Origin of the sequence: Chroogloeocystis siderophila 5.2 s.c.1, from assembly GCF_001904655.1 — a bacterium.
Taxonomy (GTDB): Bacteria; Cyanobacteriota; Cyanobacteriia; order Cyanobacteriales; family Chroococcidiopsidaceae; genus Chroogloeocystis; species Chroogloeocystis siderophila.
This window is the reverse complement of the sequence record NZ_MRCC01000011.1, coordinates 96675-112862: the sequence shown is the minus strand read 5'-3', so window position 1 is coordinate 112862 and position 16188 is coordinate 96675. Positions and strand designations below refer to the sequence as shown.

Annotated in this window: 14 protein-coding genes; 8 read left to right on the top strand and 6 right to left on the bottom strand. The window is 40.7% G+C overall.

Going from position 1 to position 16188, the window contains the following annotated elements; translation table 11 throughout:
- Positions 1-4 precede the first annotated feature (4 nt).
- Entirely contained in the window at positions 5-511 is a 507-nt protein-coding gene (locus tag NIES1031_RS14495; RefSeq protein WP_178378145.1) for a hypothetical protein, read from the bottom strand.
- A gap of 381 nt (positions 512-892) precedes the next feature.
- Between NIES1031_RS14495 and cobU the strand changes: the two genes are divergently transcribed.
- From cobU to NIES1031_RS14465, 6 genes are all read left to right on the top strand, one after another.
- Positions 893-1435: a bifunctional adenosylcobinamide kinase/adenosylcobinamide-phosphate guanylyltransferase gene (gene cobU / locus NIES1031_RS14490; protein WP_073550245.1), complete on the top strand. Its 543-nt coding sequence runs from the start codon at positions 893-895 to the stop codon at positions 1433-1435.
- A 124-nt stretch (positions 1436-1559) separates the two neighbouring features.
- A complete protein-coding gene (locus tag NIES1031_RS14485; protein ID WP_073550244.1) occupies positions 1560-1997 on the top strand; it encodes a hypothetical protein in 438 nt (145 codons plus the stop codon).
- A 409-nt stretch (positions 1998-2406) separates the two neighbouring features.
- Entirely contained in the window at positions 2407-3132 is a 726-nt protein-coding gene (locus NIES1031_RS14480) for a hypothetical protein (RefSeq protein ID WP_084544361.1), read from the top strand.
- Between the two features lie 4 nt (positions 3133-3136).
- Positions 3137-3814 (top strand): response regulator, encoded by a 678-nt coding sequence (locus NIES1031_RS14475; protein WP_073550242.1) that lies wholly within the window; start codon positions 3137-3139, stop codon positions 3812-3814.
- Positions 3815-4005: 191 nt separating this feature from the next.
- Positions 4006-5892, top strand: a complete 1887-nt coding sequence (locus NIES1031_RS14470) for a sensor histidine kinase (RefSeq protein WP_073550241.1) — start codon at positions 4006-4008, stop codon at positions 5890-5892.
- Positions 5893-6119: 227 nt separating this feature from the next.
- The gene (locus NIES1031_RS14465) at positions 6120-6788 is read left to right on the top strand and encodes a DUF928 domain-containing protein (RefSeq protein WP_178378144.1); all 669 of its coding nucleotides are present in this window, start codon (positions 6120-6122) and stop codon (positions 6786-6788) included.
- 246 nt (positions 6789-7034) lie between these two features.
- Here the strand turns inward: NIES1031_RS14465 and NIES1031_RS14460 are convergent, their stop codons facing one another.
- Positions 7035-9620: a CHAT domain-containing protein gene (locus tag NIES1031_RS14460; RefSeq protein ID WP_073550239.1), complete on the bottom strand. Its 2586-nt coding sequence runs from the start codon at positions 9618-9620 to the stop codon at positions 7035-7037.
- Between the two features lie 163 nt (positions 9621-9783).
- Between NIES1031_RS14460 and NIES1031_RS14455 the strand changes: the two genes are divergently transcribed.
- Positions 9784-12525 carry a two-partner secretion domain-containing protein gene (locus tag NIES1031_RS14455; protein WP_073550238.1) on the top strand — a complete coding sequence of 914 codons (2742 nt, stop codon included), beginning with the start codon at positions 9784-9786 and terminating at the stop codon, positions 12523-12525.
- A gap of 396 nt (positions 12526-12921) precedes the next feature.
- On the opposite strand, the gene NIES1031_RS23390 is transcribed toward NIES1031_RS14455, so the two are convergent.
- A protein-coding gene (locus NIES1031_RS23390) for an IS1 family transposase (RefSeq protein WP_422614090.1) occupies positions 12922-13631 on the bottom strand; the annotation gives its coding sequence in 2 pieces (ribosomal slippage) (positions 12922-13338 and positions 13341-13631; 708 coding nt in all).
- A 448-nt stretch (positions 13632-14079) separates the two neighbouring features.
- Complete coding sequence (locus NIES1031_RS14440) at positions 14080-14616, bottom strand: hypothetical protein (RefSeq protein WP_143167782.1); 537 nt, start codon at positions 14614-14616, stop codon at positions 14080-14082.
- Between the two features lie 549 nt (positions 14617-15165).
- On the opposite strand from NIES1031_RS14440, the gene NIES1031_RS14435 reads away from it, so the two are divergent.
- Positions 15166-15384, top strand: a complete 219-nt coding sequence (locus NIES1031_RS14435) for a hypothetical protein (RefSeq protein ID WP_143167781.1) — start codon at positions 15166-15168, stop codon at positions 15382-15384.
- Positions 15385-15500: 116 nt separating this feature from the next.
- Here the strand turns inward: NIES1031_RS14435 and NIES1031_RS14430 are convergent, their stop codons facing one another.
- Both NIES1031_RS14430 and NIES1031_RS14425 read right to left on the bottom strand, forming a co-directional pair.
- On the bottom strand, positions 15501-15929 hold the full coding sequence (locus NIES1031_RS14430) for a putative toxin-antitoxin system toxin component, PIN family (RefSeq protein ID WP_073550234.1): 429 nt from the start codon (positions 15927-15929) through the stop codon (positions 15501-15503).
- Position 15930: 1 nt separating this feature from the next.
- Positions 15931-16176 (bottom strand): hypothetical protein, encoded by a 246-nt coding sequence (locus NIES1031_RS14425; RefSeq protein WP_073550233.1) that lies wholly within the window; start codon positions 16174-16176, stop codon positions 15931-15933.
- Between the last annotated feature and the right edge of the window lie 12 nt (positions 16177-16188).

Genomic DNA, 16188 nt, shown 5'->3' with positions numbered 1-16188 from the left:
TATGCTAATTCTTGATTTTCTTTTCGCGTTCTTGAAGTCGATTCAAAAAAGCTTCTAAAGAGCGCTTGCGTGCTAGAAGATACTGCAACTTTTGGTAACGGGCGATCGCAAGACTTACACTCGGCAACTGTTCCATAGGACAAGGATAAGACCATTTTTGACCAAGGTCATCTACACCACAAAGGTAGTAACCAGGACGTGGCGCTTCACACGTAACTTCACTTTGATCGAACTTGTAAGTCGCTTTCACATAGTTGACAGTCGTAACTTCGCCTGGCGCAGCTTGGTGGCGAGACTCTAGCCAACCATCAACAATTGGTCCTTCGTGATAGAGATCTTTAATTTGTTGTACAACCTGCTTAATTTGCTCTTTACACGTTGCCACATCCATTCTTGGTTTAGGTAAGAATCGCTTATAGGTCGAGTTGGTTGTCTTTTGGTCGCGCTTGCTAGTAGTAGTAAACTGCGGCAACTGCGGTTGTTTATAAGCTTCGTCTGAAACTGGTTGCATAGCGTCTGCTTGAGTGCGATCGCTGTGAATTTTAAAAGAATAGCTGTGATTTCTAGAAGCGTTATCCTGAGACAAGGAGGAAATGCTGATAATTTTTGCGTGGTGTCGGTTTGACTCTAACTTTTGTAGTTTTGGCTTCATGGTCTCCATCCGAGGAATCAGCAGCTACTTTATCTTTGCTTCGAGCAATGCGATTTTCAAGAAATCTTTTTTGAGTATCGCATTTCTAGCAATAATACTGGTGGTCATTTTATCGGTTAGAAGTCAATAACACCAAAAATGACGACAAAATGTACAAAAACATAGCCCAACAAGATACTTTCAGACCTAGAATCAAATCGTAACCTTTAAAGCCTTACTTAATCATCAAGGACTACCTCGTTGAGTAAAGTTATTCTAGTAACAGGACCAGCTAAATCGGGTAAAAGTGAATGGGCGGAAAACCTTGCAACACAAACGGGTAAATCTGTAATTTATGTAGCCACCGCCATCATTAACGCTGATGATTCTGAGTGGTTGTCTCGAATTAATCAACACCGCCAACGTCGTCCTGATTGGGTAACATGGGAAGTTCCACGACAATTAGTTGATGCGATTACCACACCGCAAAATGATTGTCTACTGATTGATTCGTTAGGTACTTGGGTCGCGAACCTGCTTGAAGAAGACAACAACAACTGGGAAAATATCCTACAAAACTTATGCTCAGCTTTAAGTTCAGCCGAGAAAGATATCATTCTAGTAGCAGAAGAGACAGGATGGGGAATCGTTCCAGCTTATCCCCTTGGCAGAATTTTTCGTGATCGCTTGGGTAATTTAGTGCGCCGGATCGCGGCGGTCGCGGATGTTGTTTACTTAGTGACTGGCGGCTACGTCCTCGATCTCACCGCACTAGGTTCTCCATTACCGCCCTACCAAAAGTGAGAAAAGCCTTGGTTAGAGCTATATTAACCTTTTCTTCCTAGCGATCAATCAAAATGATCTGTCACTATGAAGTAGTAGATCAATATCTGCATACAATTTTTCGCCCCTCGCCCCAATTTTTGTCATGGCATCAGAACAAGAAGTAAGACAATATCTTGCCTACTGGTTTCAACTAGGTAAAAAAGTTATACTCAACAACGGTCAGCAAGTTATCAAACCGAAACTTGTCATTCAGGGCGATCACTATAGCCAAGATTTTGAAAACTGCTGGCAGCAATTACAATCATCGAACTTAAATGAGTGTTATTTAGAGGGTACAGAACACTCGATTGCTGAATTGCTTTCCCCTGCTTGGGAAGTAGATTCCTGCGCGCGTTGCAGTATGCCGATTCCAATTCCTAGCGTCGGCGTTTCTTCGTTGTCGTGTCCATGTAATGATCTACCAACTTGGCCCAATACTGAAGTTCCTGCACCGCGATCGCCTGTTGATTCTCAAGTACAACTTGCAGACATTCGCGATCGTCTTCTTGAAATGCGCAATCAAACGGTTAATGAGGGGTGAGGTAGTTGACGAAGTTTTTTTTACTAAATGCTTTCCCAACGCTTGCACTTTTTGAAACTTAAAACTTCAATTGCTTAGTGACTAGCAACTAAAAGTCGCGCCTACCCAAGTAAAGTCTGCCTCCGCAGACTAACCGCCGCGTTTCAGAGTTTTGTCAGTCAACTCTGACTTTAATTTATCTGCACTTTGCACTTTTGTGCAATGGGTCTAGCAGATTTGAGCAAGTGAATCGTCTTATAAATGAATGCACGTTAGCACTTTCTACTCGTGCAGGGATAGACTCTGCTCAATTACTTTAGAAAGACGCCTGAGTAATCTACTAATAATTTGTCTGTAGTGCGATCGCGATGAAGATAAAAAATTAGTTACAAATGTTTGTCTATTTTCTTCTTTTAGCACTGTATCAATTGTGACTTTCATTGAGCAAAATTTCATCTTCTTACTTATTTATTTCATCAGTGTGCTGTGGTTAGTTGCATCTTACTTAAAATCTCAAAAAGCATTGCAATGGTGGTCTTACGGTCAATCACTCAAACTAGCTGATGAAGCTGAGCAAATTAGAGATAGCTTGCTGCAAGAATCATGTTGTATGCGCCGGAGTATTGAGCGATCAATAGCTGAAAAACCAGGAGCATTTGCTGAAACTAGTAGCGACTGGATACATAGCGTTGAATTTCTTCATCATTCTTTAGCGCATCTAGGCGATCGCCTTTCTCCTCCTTATGTAGAACACAGCCTTCCTTTAGCGATTGAATTTCTCATACAATCGTGGCAAGCCAAAAATACTCAACTAAAGATTGCAACACAACTTCCAGAACTTTGGCGAGATGAACTTCCGAGTCACAGCATCATTGTGCTACAGATTTTGGACGAATTACTGAGAACATTGTCGGTTAAAAATTTAACAAAAATTTCACTAGAAATTAGCTTAATTCCACTACAATACGAACTCAAAGAGCTAATTATTAGAATTTCCTACCCTGATGTTCAGTCTCTTTGCTTCTGTTCGCAGTTGCCAGAACTGAAATATCTTAAACAAACCTTTAGATTCCTCACCGCAGGACAGTGCTTCTGTCGGAGAACTAAGTTAACTGAAACGTTATATTTTCGCTGGCGATCGCTGAAAAGGAATTAATAATATGAGTCACAATTTACAACAGGAAAAACAAAAAATTCTTGTTATCGATGACCACGAAACTGTTCTTTATGGAACAATTTATGCACTTAAACAGCAATATCCAGAGGCAGACATTCGCACGACACAAACCGCACAACAACTGCTAGAACAATTACCCAGTTTTAAACCCGATCTTGTTGTCATGGATCTTTCAATTCCAGACAAGGTGGGTGAGCATGATAAATCCGATGTAGGTATTCAACTACTTAAGACTTTGATGCAGCAATATCCTACGCTTAATTTTACAGTACAAAGTAGTTATATAAAAGCGTTAGTCCGTATTAAACCTACGATTGATGCTCATCAAGGCGGCTTTACCGTAGCGGATAAAAGTCTTTCTACTAAAGAAATGTTGAAGCGAATTGACTGGGCTTTACAAGGATTGACCTACACAAAAGACTTGAAGGCTATGCAGAGTGGGTTAGAAATTAAACAAGACTGGCTAACGCTGTTGCAACTTGCGTTTGAAGAAGAATTACAAGATCAAGAAATTGCCAAACGAATGTTAGTATCGGCTCGTACAGTGCGCCACTACTGGACAAAAGTCCAAGACGTGCTTGAAGTGTATCCTGACGAAGGTAAGAGAAACATTCGCATTCAAACCGAAAGACGTGCTAGAGAAGTAGGATTAATCGATTAGCAGCATGAATCATCAATGCCTTTCAATTGAAGGCGGGGCTACCTGAATAAAGTGTGGATGCGTACACTGTTTTATAAGTAAGTTTATAAAAGTAAACATTGTATATAGTAGCGAATTTATTCACAATTCTTTTGTTTACAAAAGATGAATGAAGTTAGCTCAAAACTCAAACTTCAAAACTCAAAACTTTCATGAAGCGCGGTGTTTGGCAAAGAATTCCTGCTAAGTATGGCAATTGGCGCACTGGTGCGTTACCAGGATTTACTTTCTTGGGAGCGATCATTATTTTACGCTTAATTGGACTTCTTCAGTATCACGAGTGGTTAGTGTTTGATAGCTTTCTGCGTTGGCGTCCCACTGAACCAGTTGACGACCGAATTACGATCGTTGGTATTAATGAAGCAGATGTCCAAAACCTAAAAGCTTATCCTATTCCTGATCGCGAACTTGCATTATTAATCAATACACTACAAGAGTATAAACCGAGAGCAATTGGTTTAGATATTGTTAGAGAGCACGCTGTTAACCCTGGTCATCAGGATCTCACTACTGTATTTAAAAATAGTAAAAAGCTTTTTGTTGTTGAGAAAGTTCTACCAGATACAATTGCACCACCACCAAATGTAGCTAGTGCGCAAGTCGGATTTATCGATGGGGTATTGGATAATGACGGACGTTTGCGGCGTAGCTTGCTGGGAACACCAGATCCACAAAATCATCAAATCTATAAACACTCATTAACGCTACGTTTAGCGACAGCTTATTTAGCGACTGAAGGAATAAGTTTAGAAAATGGTATTCGCGATCCTGCCACAATGCGGTTTGGTAGCGTTGAACTGTCACAGATACATTCACATTCTGGTGGTTATGTTAGCGCCGATGCTGGTGGAGTGCAAGTTTTACTGAACTATCGCAATCATCATAAACAAAACCAATTTCGGACGTTATCGCTTACTGATATTAAAAAGAGGAATTTTGACCCTGCGTGGTTACGCGATCGCATCATTATTATCGGCATGACGATGCCTAGTGCAAAAGACGATTTTCCAGTGACAGCGGTTGCTAGCAGTCTTTCAGCACAGGGAAATATTTATGGAGTCGAGGTGCAAGCCCATGCTGTCAGTCAAATTATCAGTGCGGTACTCGATGGGCGATCGCTCATTTGGACTTGGGCAGATGGATGGGAATATTTATGGATTATCCTCTGGGGAATTGTAGGTATCGTCTTGGGGTGGCTACCGCTAGCACCACATAAAAATTTTGTGATTGTGGGAATAACAAGCTTTGGTGTTGTCGGTACAAGTTATGCACTGTTGACATGGTGGGGATTGTGGATTCCTGTTGTCCCTACAGCGCTTGTTTTGGTTCTTAATGGTGTAGGACTCACCGCGTTTTATCAATACAATCGGGCGATGCGATCGCGTCTTCATGAACGTCAGCTAACAATCAACCACACTTACACAACGATCCATAACGGACCTTTGCAAACCCTAAAATTACTTATCAAACAAGCCCGCGACCAAGATGTACCTCAAGACGAACTTATCTTAACATTGACACAGATCGACAATGAACTGCGAGAAGTCTACGAATCACTAGAAAGGGACGTTCAAACCCAAGAACAAAGTTTACGCCTCGGCAGTGGGCAAGAGATTAACTTAAATGCGCCGCTACACGAAACTTTATACCAAGTGTATAGCCAAACGCTCGAACGTGATTTTCCCTGCTACAAAACGCTAAAGCTAAAAATCCCTAACTTTGAACCAATTGACGCCAGCTACCTTAGTATCGAGCAAAAACGTAGCTTGTGTCAGTTTCTCGAAGAAGCTTTATGTAATGTTGGTAAACACGCCAAAGGAGTCACGCGGCTGAGAACCGATTGCTTGCAAAAAGAAGATCAATGTATTGTACGCGTTACAGATAATGGCTCAAGCCTTAGTGTATCTTCTGAAGGTCGTGGCACAAAACAAGCAATGCAGCTAGCACGACAACTTAGAGGGAAATTTCAGCGTTCTTCGTCTGTTCAGGGTACAGTATGTGAATTAACTTGGCATCGGAGAAAGTCTTGGTTTAGTTGATGTCAGTTATCAATATGTATTTTTCGGTCACTTCGTAGGCTTAAATCTGCTATTTGTTGAGCACAAAGCATCGATGAAGTTGAAATAGTTTTTTCGTATTGTGAAACTGAAATATCGAAGAATTTAAGATGTTGAATAAAGCGACTGGACTTTTAAACAAAAACACTAACAATAGATTGCTCGCAATTGGTGTTCTCATACCTTCGCTGGTATTTTGTCATGCTGTTATGGCTGAATACATACCACCTAGAGATCAAAAGCCTCCTACAAGCAGAACAACTGGTACAGTAACGAGAACAGGAGGATGTCGCAAAGACAAACAAGCAACATTAACAGCCCTTGCGCCTCAAAAACACACCGGACAAACAGCTTCCTCGCATCCTACATTTGCATGGTTTGTACCTGATACACAGTCTTATCCACTCGAATTTCGGCTTTACAGATACGAAGCAAATGGCGATCGCACAATTATCCGTAAAGTTCGGTTACAAAGCCAACGCGGAATTATGTCACTTGCTTTACCACTTGATACACCCCCTTTAGCTACGGGAGAAAGATACAATTGGCAAGTTATTCTTTTGTGCAACCCAAATCGTCCTTCTAGTGCTTTAGTTGCGGGTGCAGATCTCGATGTTGTCACAATGCCAAATAACTTAGCAACTACACTAGCAAATAATAACCCACAACAAAAAGTTAAAGCTTACGCTAGTGCAGGTTTATGGTACGACGCACTTGGTACAGCTTTAACAGCGACAACAAATAAAGTATCACAAAGGCTTGAACTAGAGTTATTAGAAGATTTGGCGAATTTGGAAGATCCAAACGAAGCACGTACAATCGAATACAGCACTCGCATCAGACCTATCATTGAGCTAGAGCGACAACAAAACATATAATAGCTCTCTTGCATAAATCGCAGATGCCCTTCGACTGAAGTCGGGGCTACTCAAACGAAGTGTGCTGCTGTACACACTTTCAGTAAGAGTTTTATTAATGTCCACGGAGGTGGACAGGGTTAGTTTAGCTACGAGTAAATTCGCACTAGCATTTATGCAAGATGTCTAATGATTTGCACAGGAAAACGGTAATCGGCGATCAGAGATTTTGCCCGTCAAAAATGACCATTTACCAATTAGCATTTGTTATAACCAATTTCCAATGAGAATATAAGGCGCCCAGTAAGCTGGATGGGTATATTTGTCACCTTTTTCAATGAGTGCTAATTGAGCTTTCTGTAGAGCTTGTGCTTTACTCATTCTAGAATCTGTTAGGCTTTGATAAAATTGTGCGGCTACTTGTGCAGTTGCTGCATCTTCAATCGACCATAAAGAGGCTAATGCACTTTTAGCACCTGCTTGGACAGCAACCCCAGCAAGACCTAACGCAGCGCGATCGTCTCCGATCGCAGTTTGACAAGCGGTTAACGTTAAAAGTTCAATAGGTTCCGTATTTTTAGTCGTACTGCGAATCAACATATCAAGTTCCGTAATTGTTAGTTTCTCTTGATTTCCAGTAACCAGAAACGTATCTTCTGGAACCGTGCCAAACACTCCGTGAGTCGCAATATGAATAATTGGATAACTATTTTCACTCAACTCTTGTTGCAAGCGCGTGCGATTAAATTCTGCATTTAATAAAGGTGTACTACCTTTTAATTGTTCTTGAACTTCGCCGATTTCTTGTTGTACGTGCGACAGTGGGGCAAATTTTTGACCATCAATCACAGCACTTTCAGTTAACCCTAATGCAAGCGCGCGGAAATTTTGTGGATTTGAAGCTTTCAACTCGGTTAAACTTAATCCAGGAGTTGTTGCTACTGCATATTTTTGAATTAAAAACTGTGTTCCATCATGCAGTGCAGCCATTGGTACGCTGCGTAAAATTCCATCTTGGATGAAAACAAGCGTGTTGATTTTTGCTTGCTGCAATTCAGACGTAAAAGGACGAATTAACCAATCATAAACTTTCTGCGCGGGTTGCGGATCGTACTCATCAAAAAAGCTTTCGAGTCCTAAACGAAATTCATTAATTTCTTGACGGAGACTTTCATTATCTTTATTCAACCAAATAACTTTTTTATTTCCGTTAGGAAAACTAGCAATAATTGCTGTTTGCTTATCTAGAATAATAGAACTAAAAATTGCTGTATTTTTGTCTATGCTACCAATATCTATTCCTTGCTGATTGACAACATTCAGAGTGCAATCATCACCAAAGTAATTTTGAAGTTCTGCAAGTTTGAGTGAATCGGCTGTTGACAATACAGACCTAAGATTTTTAGTATTTGCATCTGTTGCAGCTAATAAAACAGCAGAGGGAACAGTATCTAATTTCATTGTAATTAAATCGCGATAAATAGGATCAACAGTGTCGCGAAAATCAAATTGTAAATCGCGGTTAGCTGTCAGGATTTCATCGCGAATTGTTTCAATAGTTGCTATTGCTTTTTCATAAGCATTGATTGCAGAAGGTTTTTGATTTTGAGCTTGATAAATTCTGCCTGTTTGCCATTCCCAAAGATAAAGACTATCTTTGTCTTGTTCAGCAGCCCAGCGTGCTTGTTGTGTTAATTTTAATGCTGGTGTGTAGTCTTGACGACATTCGTAAATATGACCGAGTTCACCTATCGCAAACGATAATGCACGATTATCTTGAGTTTTTTGGGCGATACTAGCAGCTTGTTCGAGTAGCGTGATCGCATTGGGTTGAACTTGTGGATTCAAACATTCTATTGGTGAATTTGTATTGGATTGCTGTAGTTTAGCAAGGTCAATTGCTGAGTAAATCTTATTCCGATCATTAGGAAGTTGCTGCCAAAGTCCCAGCGCTTGTTGATGTGTTTGTGCAGCAGCAGTATAGTTTGCTTGGCGATAATATAAAGGAATTAAATTAATATAAGCACGCGTTTGATGAGTACGATCGCTTTGTTTTTGTGCTAGTTCAAGACTATTTTGAACATATTCTAAAGCTTTACTATTATTGCTTGCGGCTTGTTGGCGTAGTTGATTTGATTGTTCGCTTTCACCGAGTTTTTCCGCAGAGTTTGCCTGGCGATCGCCCACCTGTGCAAGATTACTATAAGCATTTCCTAAACTATTCAAAGCAGAGATTTGCAACTGTGGATTTGCAATTTCTTCAGCAATCTTTAAACTATTGTGCAAATAATTAATCGCTTGTAAATAATCACCGCGAATGCGATAAGCTTCGCCTAAGCTTCCCCAGGCTGCGGCTTCTCCTAATAAATCTTTATGCGCGCGTGCAATACTAACTGCGGTTTGCGGAAGACACTCTTGATCTTGTACTGTTCCACATAGTAGCGCGATCGCTTGTCGGTTTTGCCCAATACTACTGTATGATTGTGCTTGTTCAGTGAGTAGCCTTCCAGTTTGCTGCGGATCGATTGGGCGGTAGTAGGCGATCGCTTGTTCCCAATATCGAATCGCTTGATTGCCTTGACCAATTTGTTGATAAGTTCGAGCTAAATTTTCTGCTACTATTGCTACTTCTTGCTGACTATTTTTCGCTTTTTGATATAAGATTAACGCTCTTTGCCAAGGTGCGATCGCGCCATTATAATCTCCTGCTTGGTAACGCTCAATACCTTGCTGAACAAACTGATGTGCATAAGGCACTTGCGTGAGTAAAGGCATACTATCCCAGCACAAGCAAGTTAGGCTACTCAGAAACATAATTAATAAAAAGCGCACTTTGCAGCGGAGATTCCGCATTTTCTACCTCCCATATTCAACTTTGATATAATCGAATATTTTTATTTAAAATAAATTTTCTTGCCGTTTTTTAGTAGTTGTATTATACCTATCATTAATCAGGTGAAAGTTACTTTGCTAACTTCTTAATTTTTTATAAAAATTAGTAATATTATTAGGTTTTATGATAAATTATGGTCGGTTTATTTTTGATTCACTACTTATAAAAAGTTTATTAATAGCAGGAATTACAGGAAAGTTATTCTATATTTCACCCACTTCGGCACAAATTGTTCCAGATGAAACTTTAGGAAGTGAAAAATCTATTGTTACATCATCTGAACCTGCACCTATTGATTTAATTACAGGTGGCGTAACTCGTGGAATCAATCTCTTTCATAGTTTCCAAGAATTTAATGTAGATGCAGCACAAAGTGTTTATTTTAAGAATCCTCAAGGAATTGAAAATATATTGAGTCGAGTCACCGGAAAAAATCCTTCTAATATCTTAGGGCTTCTCGGCGTACTAGGTAAGGCAAATTTATTTTTAATTAACCCCAACGGAATTATTTTTGGTTCAGATGCAATACTAGATATTCAAGGCTCGTTTGTTGCGACTACAGCAAACGCGGTTCGGTTTGGCGATCAGGGTATTTTCAATTCTTCTAATCCTAGTTCTGTTCCACTTCTATCCGTTAATCCTTCAGCATTTCTTTTTAATCAACTTGCAGAGAATTCCTCGATTTATCAATCAACAAGCTTTCTTGAAGTACCTCAAGGTAACAGCTTGATATTCTTAGGTGCAAATGTAACTATTGATGGTGGAATTTTATTAGCTCCAAGTGGTCGAGTAGAGGTTGGAGGACTAGCTGAAGCGGGAGAAGTTGAACTAACGGTGAATGGTAGTCACTTAGATTTAATTTTTCCTACTGATGTAGCAAGAGCAGATGTATTACTGACCAATACAGCAGGAATCGGCGTAGCGGGAGAAGGGGGAGGTCGTATTGAAGTCAACGCTAGAAATGTCAATCTTGTAGGAACAAGTCTCCTATCAGCAGGTATACGACCGGAGTTAGGATCTATAGATACACAAGCCGGAGATATTATCTTAGACGCGACAGGACAAGTTACTTTAGGTGAATATAGCTTAGTTGGTAACTTTGTCTCTCCTGATTCTACAGGTAATGGTGGCAATATTTACATTAATACTGGATCGCTATTTGTTACAGAAGGAACGCAAATATCGACTGCGACTTTTGGACAAGGTAATGCAGGAAACATAAAAATTGACGCCCGCGATAATGTAACTATTACTGGATTTAATAGAGACAATGCAAGTGGAATTTTTAGTACTACAACTACCGATGCTAATGGTAATGCAGGCAGTATCAGTATTGATACAAAAGATTTAGTTTTAGTCGATGGTGCGCAAATTGTTGCCAATACTTTCGGTGAAGGAAATGCTGGCATTATATTTGTACAAGCTGACAAGGTTTCACTTGATAACGTGAGTGGAATCCTAAGTAGTGTGTCTTCAGGCGCAGTTGGTGATGGTGGCGATATCAATATTCAAACGCGATCGCTTTCTCTAACCAATGGTTCGCAAGTGCAATCTTTGGTATTTCGAGAACAGGGTGAAATTCCAGGCGGACAAGGTAAGGGCGGTAATATCACCATTAATGCAATTGAATCTGTCGATCTTATCGGTGTAAGTTCGGTACAACTTCCGATTAATAATCCTTTGAACACTTCAGAATTCATCGCTACAGAAGGATTTTCAAGTGGAATTTTCACGAGTACAGAGAAAGGCGCGATTGGTTTAGGAGGAGATATTACGATTGCTACCCACAACTTACAAGTACGTGATGGTGCGATTGTCAACGCTCAAACGCTGAATTCTAGCGGTGGCGGTAATATCACTATCAACACTAATACTTTTACGGCTACTGGTGGTGGACAAGTTTTAACTGTCAGTCGCGATCGCGGTCAAGCTGGAAATATCACCCTCAATGCAGCTGACAGCATTACTCTGTCTGGTAGCGATCCCAGCTTTTTTGAGCGATTTGAGCGCTTTGGTCGTGATATTGTCAATAACGAAAATGCTGCGAGTGGATTATTTGCAAGTACAGATGCAGATTCGACAGGGAATGGCGGTGAGATTAATTTAGTAACCAGAAATTTGCTTTTGAGCGATCGCGCTACAATCTCTGCTCAAAGCTTGGGAACTGGTATAGCAGGTAGTATTAGTATTCGTGCTGACGAATATATAAATGCTGACGACGGTGAAATTGCTACTTCTGCAAGTCAATCTGTTGGGGGTGCTATTAATATTGTCGCCGGAGATATTCGCCTGCATGGTGACAGTAATCTTCGTACTAATGTTGCCAGTGGTGCGGGTGGTGGAGGTAATATTACCCTTAGTGCTAACTCAATTCTGGCTTTTGATGACAGTGACATTTTAGCGTTTGCCCGCGATGGTCAAGGTGGTAACATCACGCTGAATACACCTATATTCTTCGCCGAGAACTTTCAACCTGCGGCATTTAACATTAATCCAGATGACCTGGATGGTAACAACCGCGTTGATATTAACGCCAGTGGTGCTGTAGCTGGAGTCGTAGAAATTCCTGATGTGAGTTTTATCCAAAATAGCTTGATAGATTTACCAGAAAATCTTATTAATACTGATACTTTAATTGCCAATAGCTGTATCGCCCGCAGTCCTCAACAAGGAAATTTCCTGATTACAGGTGCAGGTAGCTTACCATCACGTCCTGGAGATTCTGTATCTGTATTTCCCACAGGATCTGTGCAGTCGATTCTTGAAAATACATCTTCACGTCCTTGGCAATTGGGCGATCCAATTGTGGAACCACAAGGAGTTTATCGCTTAAACGGACGATTACTATTAAGTCGAGAGTGTTAGCGATCGCCTAACAACAATTCTTGATTTGCCTTTTTCATTGACATACTCAGTTAACCTAAGCATGGGGGTGACTCCCATGCTCGGCTTCAGAACCGGACATGAGAGTTTGCCCCTCATCCGGCTCCTCTGCAAATTGACCCCTGTCATGGGTAGTAAGCTGAGTTGAAAGGTTGCCTATGCCACCGTGTATCTGGTCGTGACAGTGTAAGTGGATGGCAACTAAGTTTTCCAGTCGATTGTCCCTGTGATTTCCATTTTTGTGATGAATTTCAATCAGGTCGTCTGGATAGAAATTAAGTCCACATTCGGCGCATTTTCCTTTCTGTCTCTTAATGGTTATAGTTACCTTTTTGGAGACCCCAGGGTATTCGCCTTTACGTTTGCTCCAGGGTAGTGCTAAACAAGTAAGGATGCATTGTAATAATGGATGAAATACCAAATAGCACCGATGTGATTCTCCAGTGACTTGGAAAAGGACAAAGTTTTTCGCACTAAACGAGACACTCGCTGTCTGAGCGTATTATTAAATCGTTCAACGTAGCTCGTTTTGCCAGTCTCCTTCCCCACGGCTCGATGGCACTTGCTCGGTAGAACTGTTCCATAGGCTGCCCAAACATCGGTGTAAGCAACTGCGCATTGACGATATACCGGAGGCAATGACTGCCACAAATTGCGGGCAGCGCCTTCGTCCCGTGCGCCAATATAAACGCCAACAATCTCGCGAGTGTCTGCATCGAGAGCTAACCAAACCCACTGCTTGTTCCCTTTATTATCCACAAATGACCATAATTCATCGCATTGAATTGTTAGCCTCCCCTTTTTTTGGCTGCCACCGGCACGCTTCGGGGCACCTGAGCATATTTCTGATTGACGTAATTTTGCAACCATTGTTCAGAAACCTGGGCAAAACGAGCAATTCCCGCTAGAGAAATCCGTTCCAAGAGCAATCGGTCAATCAGTTCCCTTGTGGCAGAGTCGATCACTTTTTTAGTCGGTTGTTCGACAAACTGCCGTCCGCAGTTATGGCATTTGAACCGTTGTTTTCCGTTGTGGATGCGACCATTTTTGACCGTTTGAGAAGACGTACACATGGGACAGGCAGGCATGGAAAAAGAACAACCAGAAACTATACTTTTCCATCATTACATCTTGAGCACTACCGGATAAACAATATCAGGAGTATAAGCACCAACACTCAGGAAGTGATGACCTATCTCCTATTCAATAAAAGATGCACCCCAGAAAACCCAATTTTCTTTGTTAAAAGGCGATCACCACTTTTGGATCAATGCTTGTTCTAGCTGCTGTCTTCAATCCATACTGATAATGTAAACCTTGATAGTTCTCGATGTAATTGCAGTTGTAGGTTCCTTTCAACGATAGATAAAAGCTTCCTCACGCAGTCTACAGGTGTAGAAATAGCGCCAAGGTAATAATTAAAGTTTTTGGCAACTCGTCACATATCATTTACCACAAGTTATCTTCAGCTAAGAGATTTAGCCTTCCCTCGAATGAATGCTATTTTCTGTTCTGATTCATTAACAAAACGCAGATTTATTTGAACGGATTGACCAAGTTATAGCAAAGCTTCCACTGATTATTCTCTTTGATCAGTCGCAGCCAATCTCGACCAAAGGTGTTAAATCTTCTATAAGGCATGACTAAAGCTTGATTGTTGGATGTTCTGAGTAAAACGTTTCCTGTAATTGCAACAATAGCTCTCCCCTGCTTTGGATCGTAGTATTTGGTTTCATAGTAAAGCCGAGAGGTGTCGAGGGAATAGGACCTAAGCAGTGAAGCCATTTGCAGATAGGCACTGATGGCTCTGGTGCTTCGACCCCTTGGATCGCCTTGCTCTAAAAGCACTCTTTCGACTGAGCAGTAGTACTTGTTAAGTGAATTAATGTTGCCATTTCGAGCGACGGTTTGAAGAGATTTGTGAAAGTTCGCGACAGTAGTTTCAGGTCCGTCAAGTGGGCGATTGGGTGGAGCAGATTGGGCTTGGGATATTTCACTGATTGAGATGGCTGAAACGGTCATTGAGCCAAACAAAATACAGTTAATGAGCCAAGTAAAAGCAGGGTTATTCATCTGTACCTCTGAGTTAATAAAAGTATGCGGTTCAACTATTAATTGGGATGCCTTTTTCTGTCTAATACCTCGAATAAGGGTATGAAAAAGCGTTAGTCTAACGTCTCGATTTCGGGTATTAGAGGATCTCATGTGCTGCATAATACCCTTTATTGGTAAATCATATAAAGGGAACTTAGTATATCTACTGATTTAATCCTAAATTATTATGTATAAAAATAACACCTTTTAGCAGTAAGAATACTGAAACTTTAGAATTTCTCTCGAGAACAAGCAAGTATTTATTTGTATAAGAGCCAACTTGACCTGATTAGACTGAACGGTAGCTTTTCAATTCATTACTCCTCTACCGAAAAAAGTTTTTAGACCAAGTGCGTGATATTATTTTTGTTAATTATTATACTAATTTTTTAAGTGAGGCTACAGATGAGCTAAAGTAATTTATAAATAGCAACTCAAGTATGGTGTTTGTTTAGCTACTGCGAGGGATTTGCTATTCAAGACGATATGCCCATAGCTTTATCTCATGCTTGGTTAGTGAACGACAATATGGAAGTCATCGATCCAACTTGGGTTGAAGAAACAAGTGATTTTGCCTATTTTGGAGTTGTCTTTAATAAAAAGTTTGTGATGGAGACTGCTGCAAAAACTAAGTGCTATGGGATTTTAGATACGGATTATCTAAATCGTCACCAACTAAAAAGAGAAGGATTTCCTCAAGGCGCATTGCTTCATAAGTTTCACCCTGAGTTTTGTAAAAGTAATTAAATAGGTTAAGTGGGAGCGATCGCACAAATTCTATTTAATCTATAAGTCCCTGCTTATGTCTTGGAAACTTTCCTCAACGGGGGGAACCCCCGCACGGAAGTTTCCGCTAGATATTGTTACAGCGCTAGGTGCGAAATCAGCGTTTCTGTAGTCCACGTAGGTAAACCACATCCCAAAAAATCACTATCGTTCGTCCAAATTCCCGCTTGTAAAACTAAAGCCAGGGCAACAGTAAACCAGTCATTGGGATCGCGGGGAATGCGAAGTTTGGCAATAACTTCGTACGAGGCATAAACTTCATGAGGTACTACAAGCACTTTAGTTTCAGCCAGAGCGATCGCATCAGTCAATAGCTTTTGTCCGACCTCTTGGGAAAATACTTGCTTTTGTACCATTTTTTCTACTCGCTTACTCAATTCGTGGCAAGTTTCCTCCCAAGCCATCTGTGCCATATAAAGTTCTAACGCAGGATGAACGATTAACTCTCTTCCTCGTTTACGGATTAGTTCTGCTACCAAAATATTGGCATCAACTACTAAGCGCATTTTATTCGGGTTGCGACAAATCTAATGCTTGGCTAAGTTTTTCTTCATCCCAGCCACTTTGAGCTAATGCAGTTTCTATTGTTTGGGAGAGCCGCATTAATGCTGCTTGAATTTCTTTTTCATCTGACTCGCTAACTGGAATATAGAAACCTGTTATTTTGCCATGACGCTTGATTGCGATCGCTTCTTTACTTGCCAAATACTGAGAAGCTTTATCTCTAAACTCGCGTATACCTACACTTTTCATCACAATCACTAT

What these genes read in the sequence shown, in the direction of transcription:
- NIES1031_RS14440 (WP_143167782.1), bottom strand. Translation starts at nt 14,616, where the DNA reads ATGAATAACCCTGCTTTTACTTGGCTCATTAACTGTATTTTGTTTGGC.
- NIES1031_RS14475 (WP_073550242.1), top strand. Translation starts at nt 3,137, where the DNA reads ATGAGTCACAATTTACAACAGGAAAAACAAAAAATTCTTGTTATCGAT.
- NIES1031_RS14435 (WP_143167781.1), top strand. Translation starts at nt 15,166, where the DNA reads ATGGAAGTCATCGATCCAACTTGGGTTGAAGAAACAAGTGATTTTGCC.
- NIES1031_RS14425 (WP_073550233.1), bottom strand. Translation starts at nt 16,176, where the DNA reads ATGAAAAGTGTAGGTATACGCGAGTTTAGAGATAAAGCTTCTCAGTAT.
- NIES1031_RS14460 (WP_073550239.1), bottom strand. Translation starts at nt 9,620, where the DNA reads ATGCGGAATCTCCGCTGCAAAGTGCGCTTTTTATTAATTATGTTTCTG.
- NIES1031_RS14455 (WP_073550238.1), top strand. Translation starts at nt 9,784, where the DNA reads ATGATAAATTATGGTCGGTTTATTTTTGATTCACTACTTATAAAAAGT.
- NIES1031_RS14430 (WP_073550234.1), bottom strand. Translation starts at nt 15,929, where the DNA reads ATGCGCTTAGTAGTTGATGCCAATATTTTGGTAGCAGAACTAATCCGT.
- NIES1031_RS14495 (WP_178378145.1), bottom strand. Translation starts at nt 511, where the DNA reads ATGCAACCAGTTTCAGACGAAGCTTATAAACAACCGCAGTTGCCGCAG.
- NIES1031_RS14465 (WP_178378144.1), top strand. Translation starts at nt 6,120, where the DNA reads ATGGCTGAATACATACCACCTAGAGATCAAAAGCCTCCTACAAGCAGA.
- NIES1031_RS14470 (WP_073550241.1), top strand. Translation starts at nt 4,006, where the DNA reads ATGAAGCGCGGTGTTTGGCAAAGAATTCCTGCTAAGTATGGCAATTGG.
- NIES1031_RS14485 (WP_073550244.1), top strand. Translation starts at nt 1,560, where the DNA reads ATGGCATCAGAACAAGAAGTAAGACAATATCTTGCCTACTGGTTTCAA.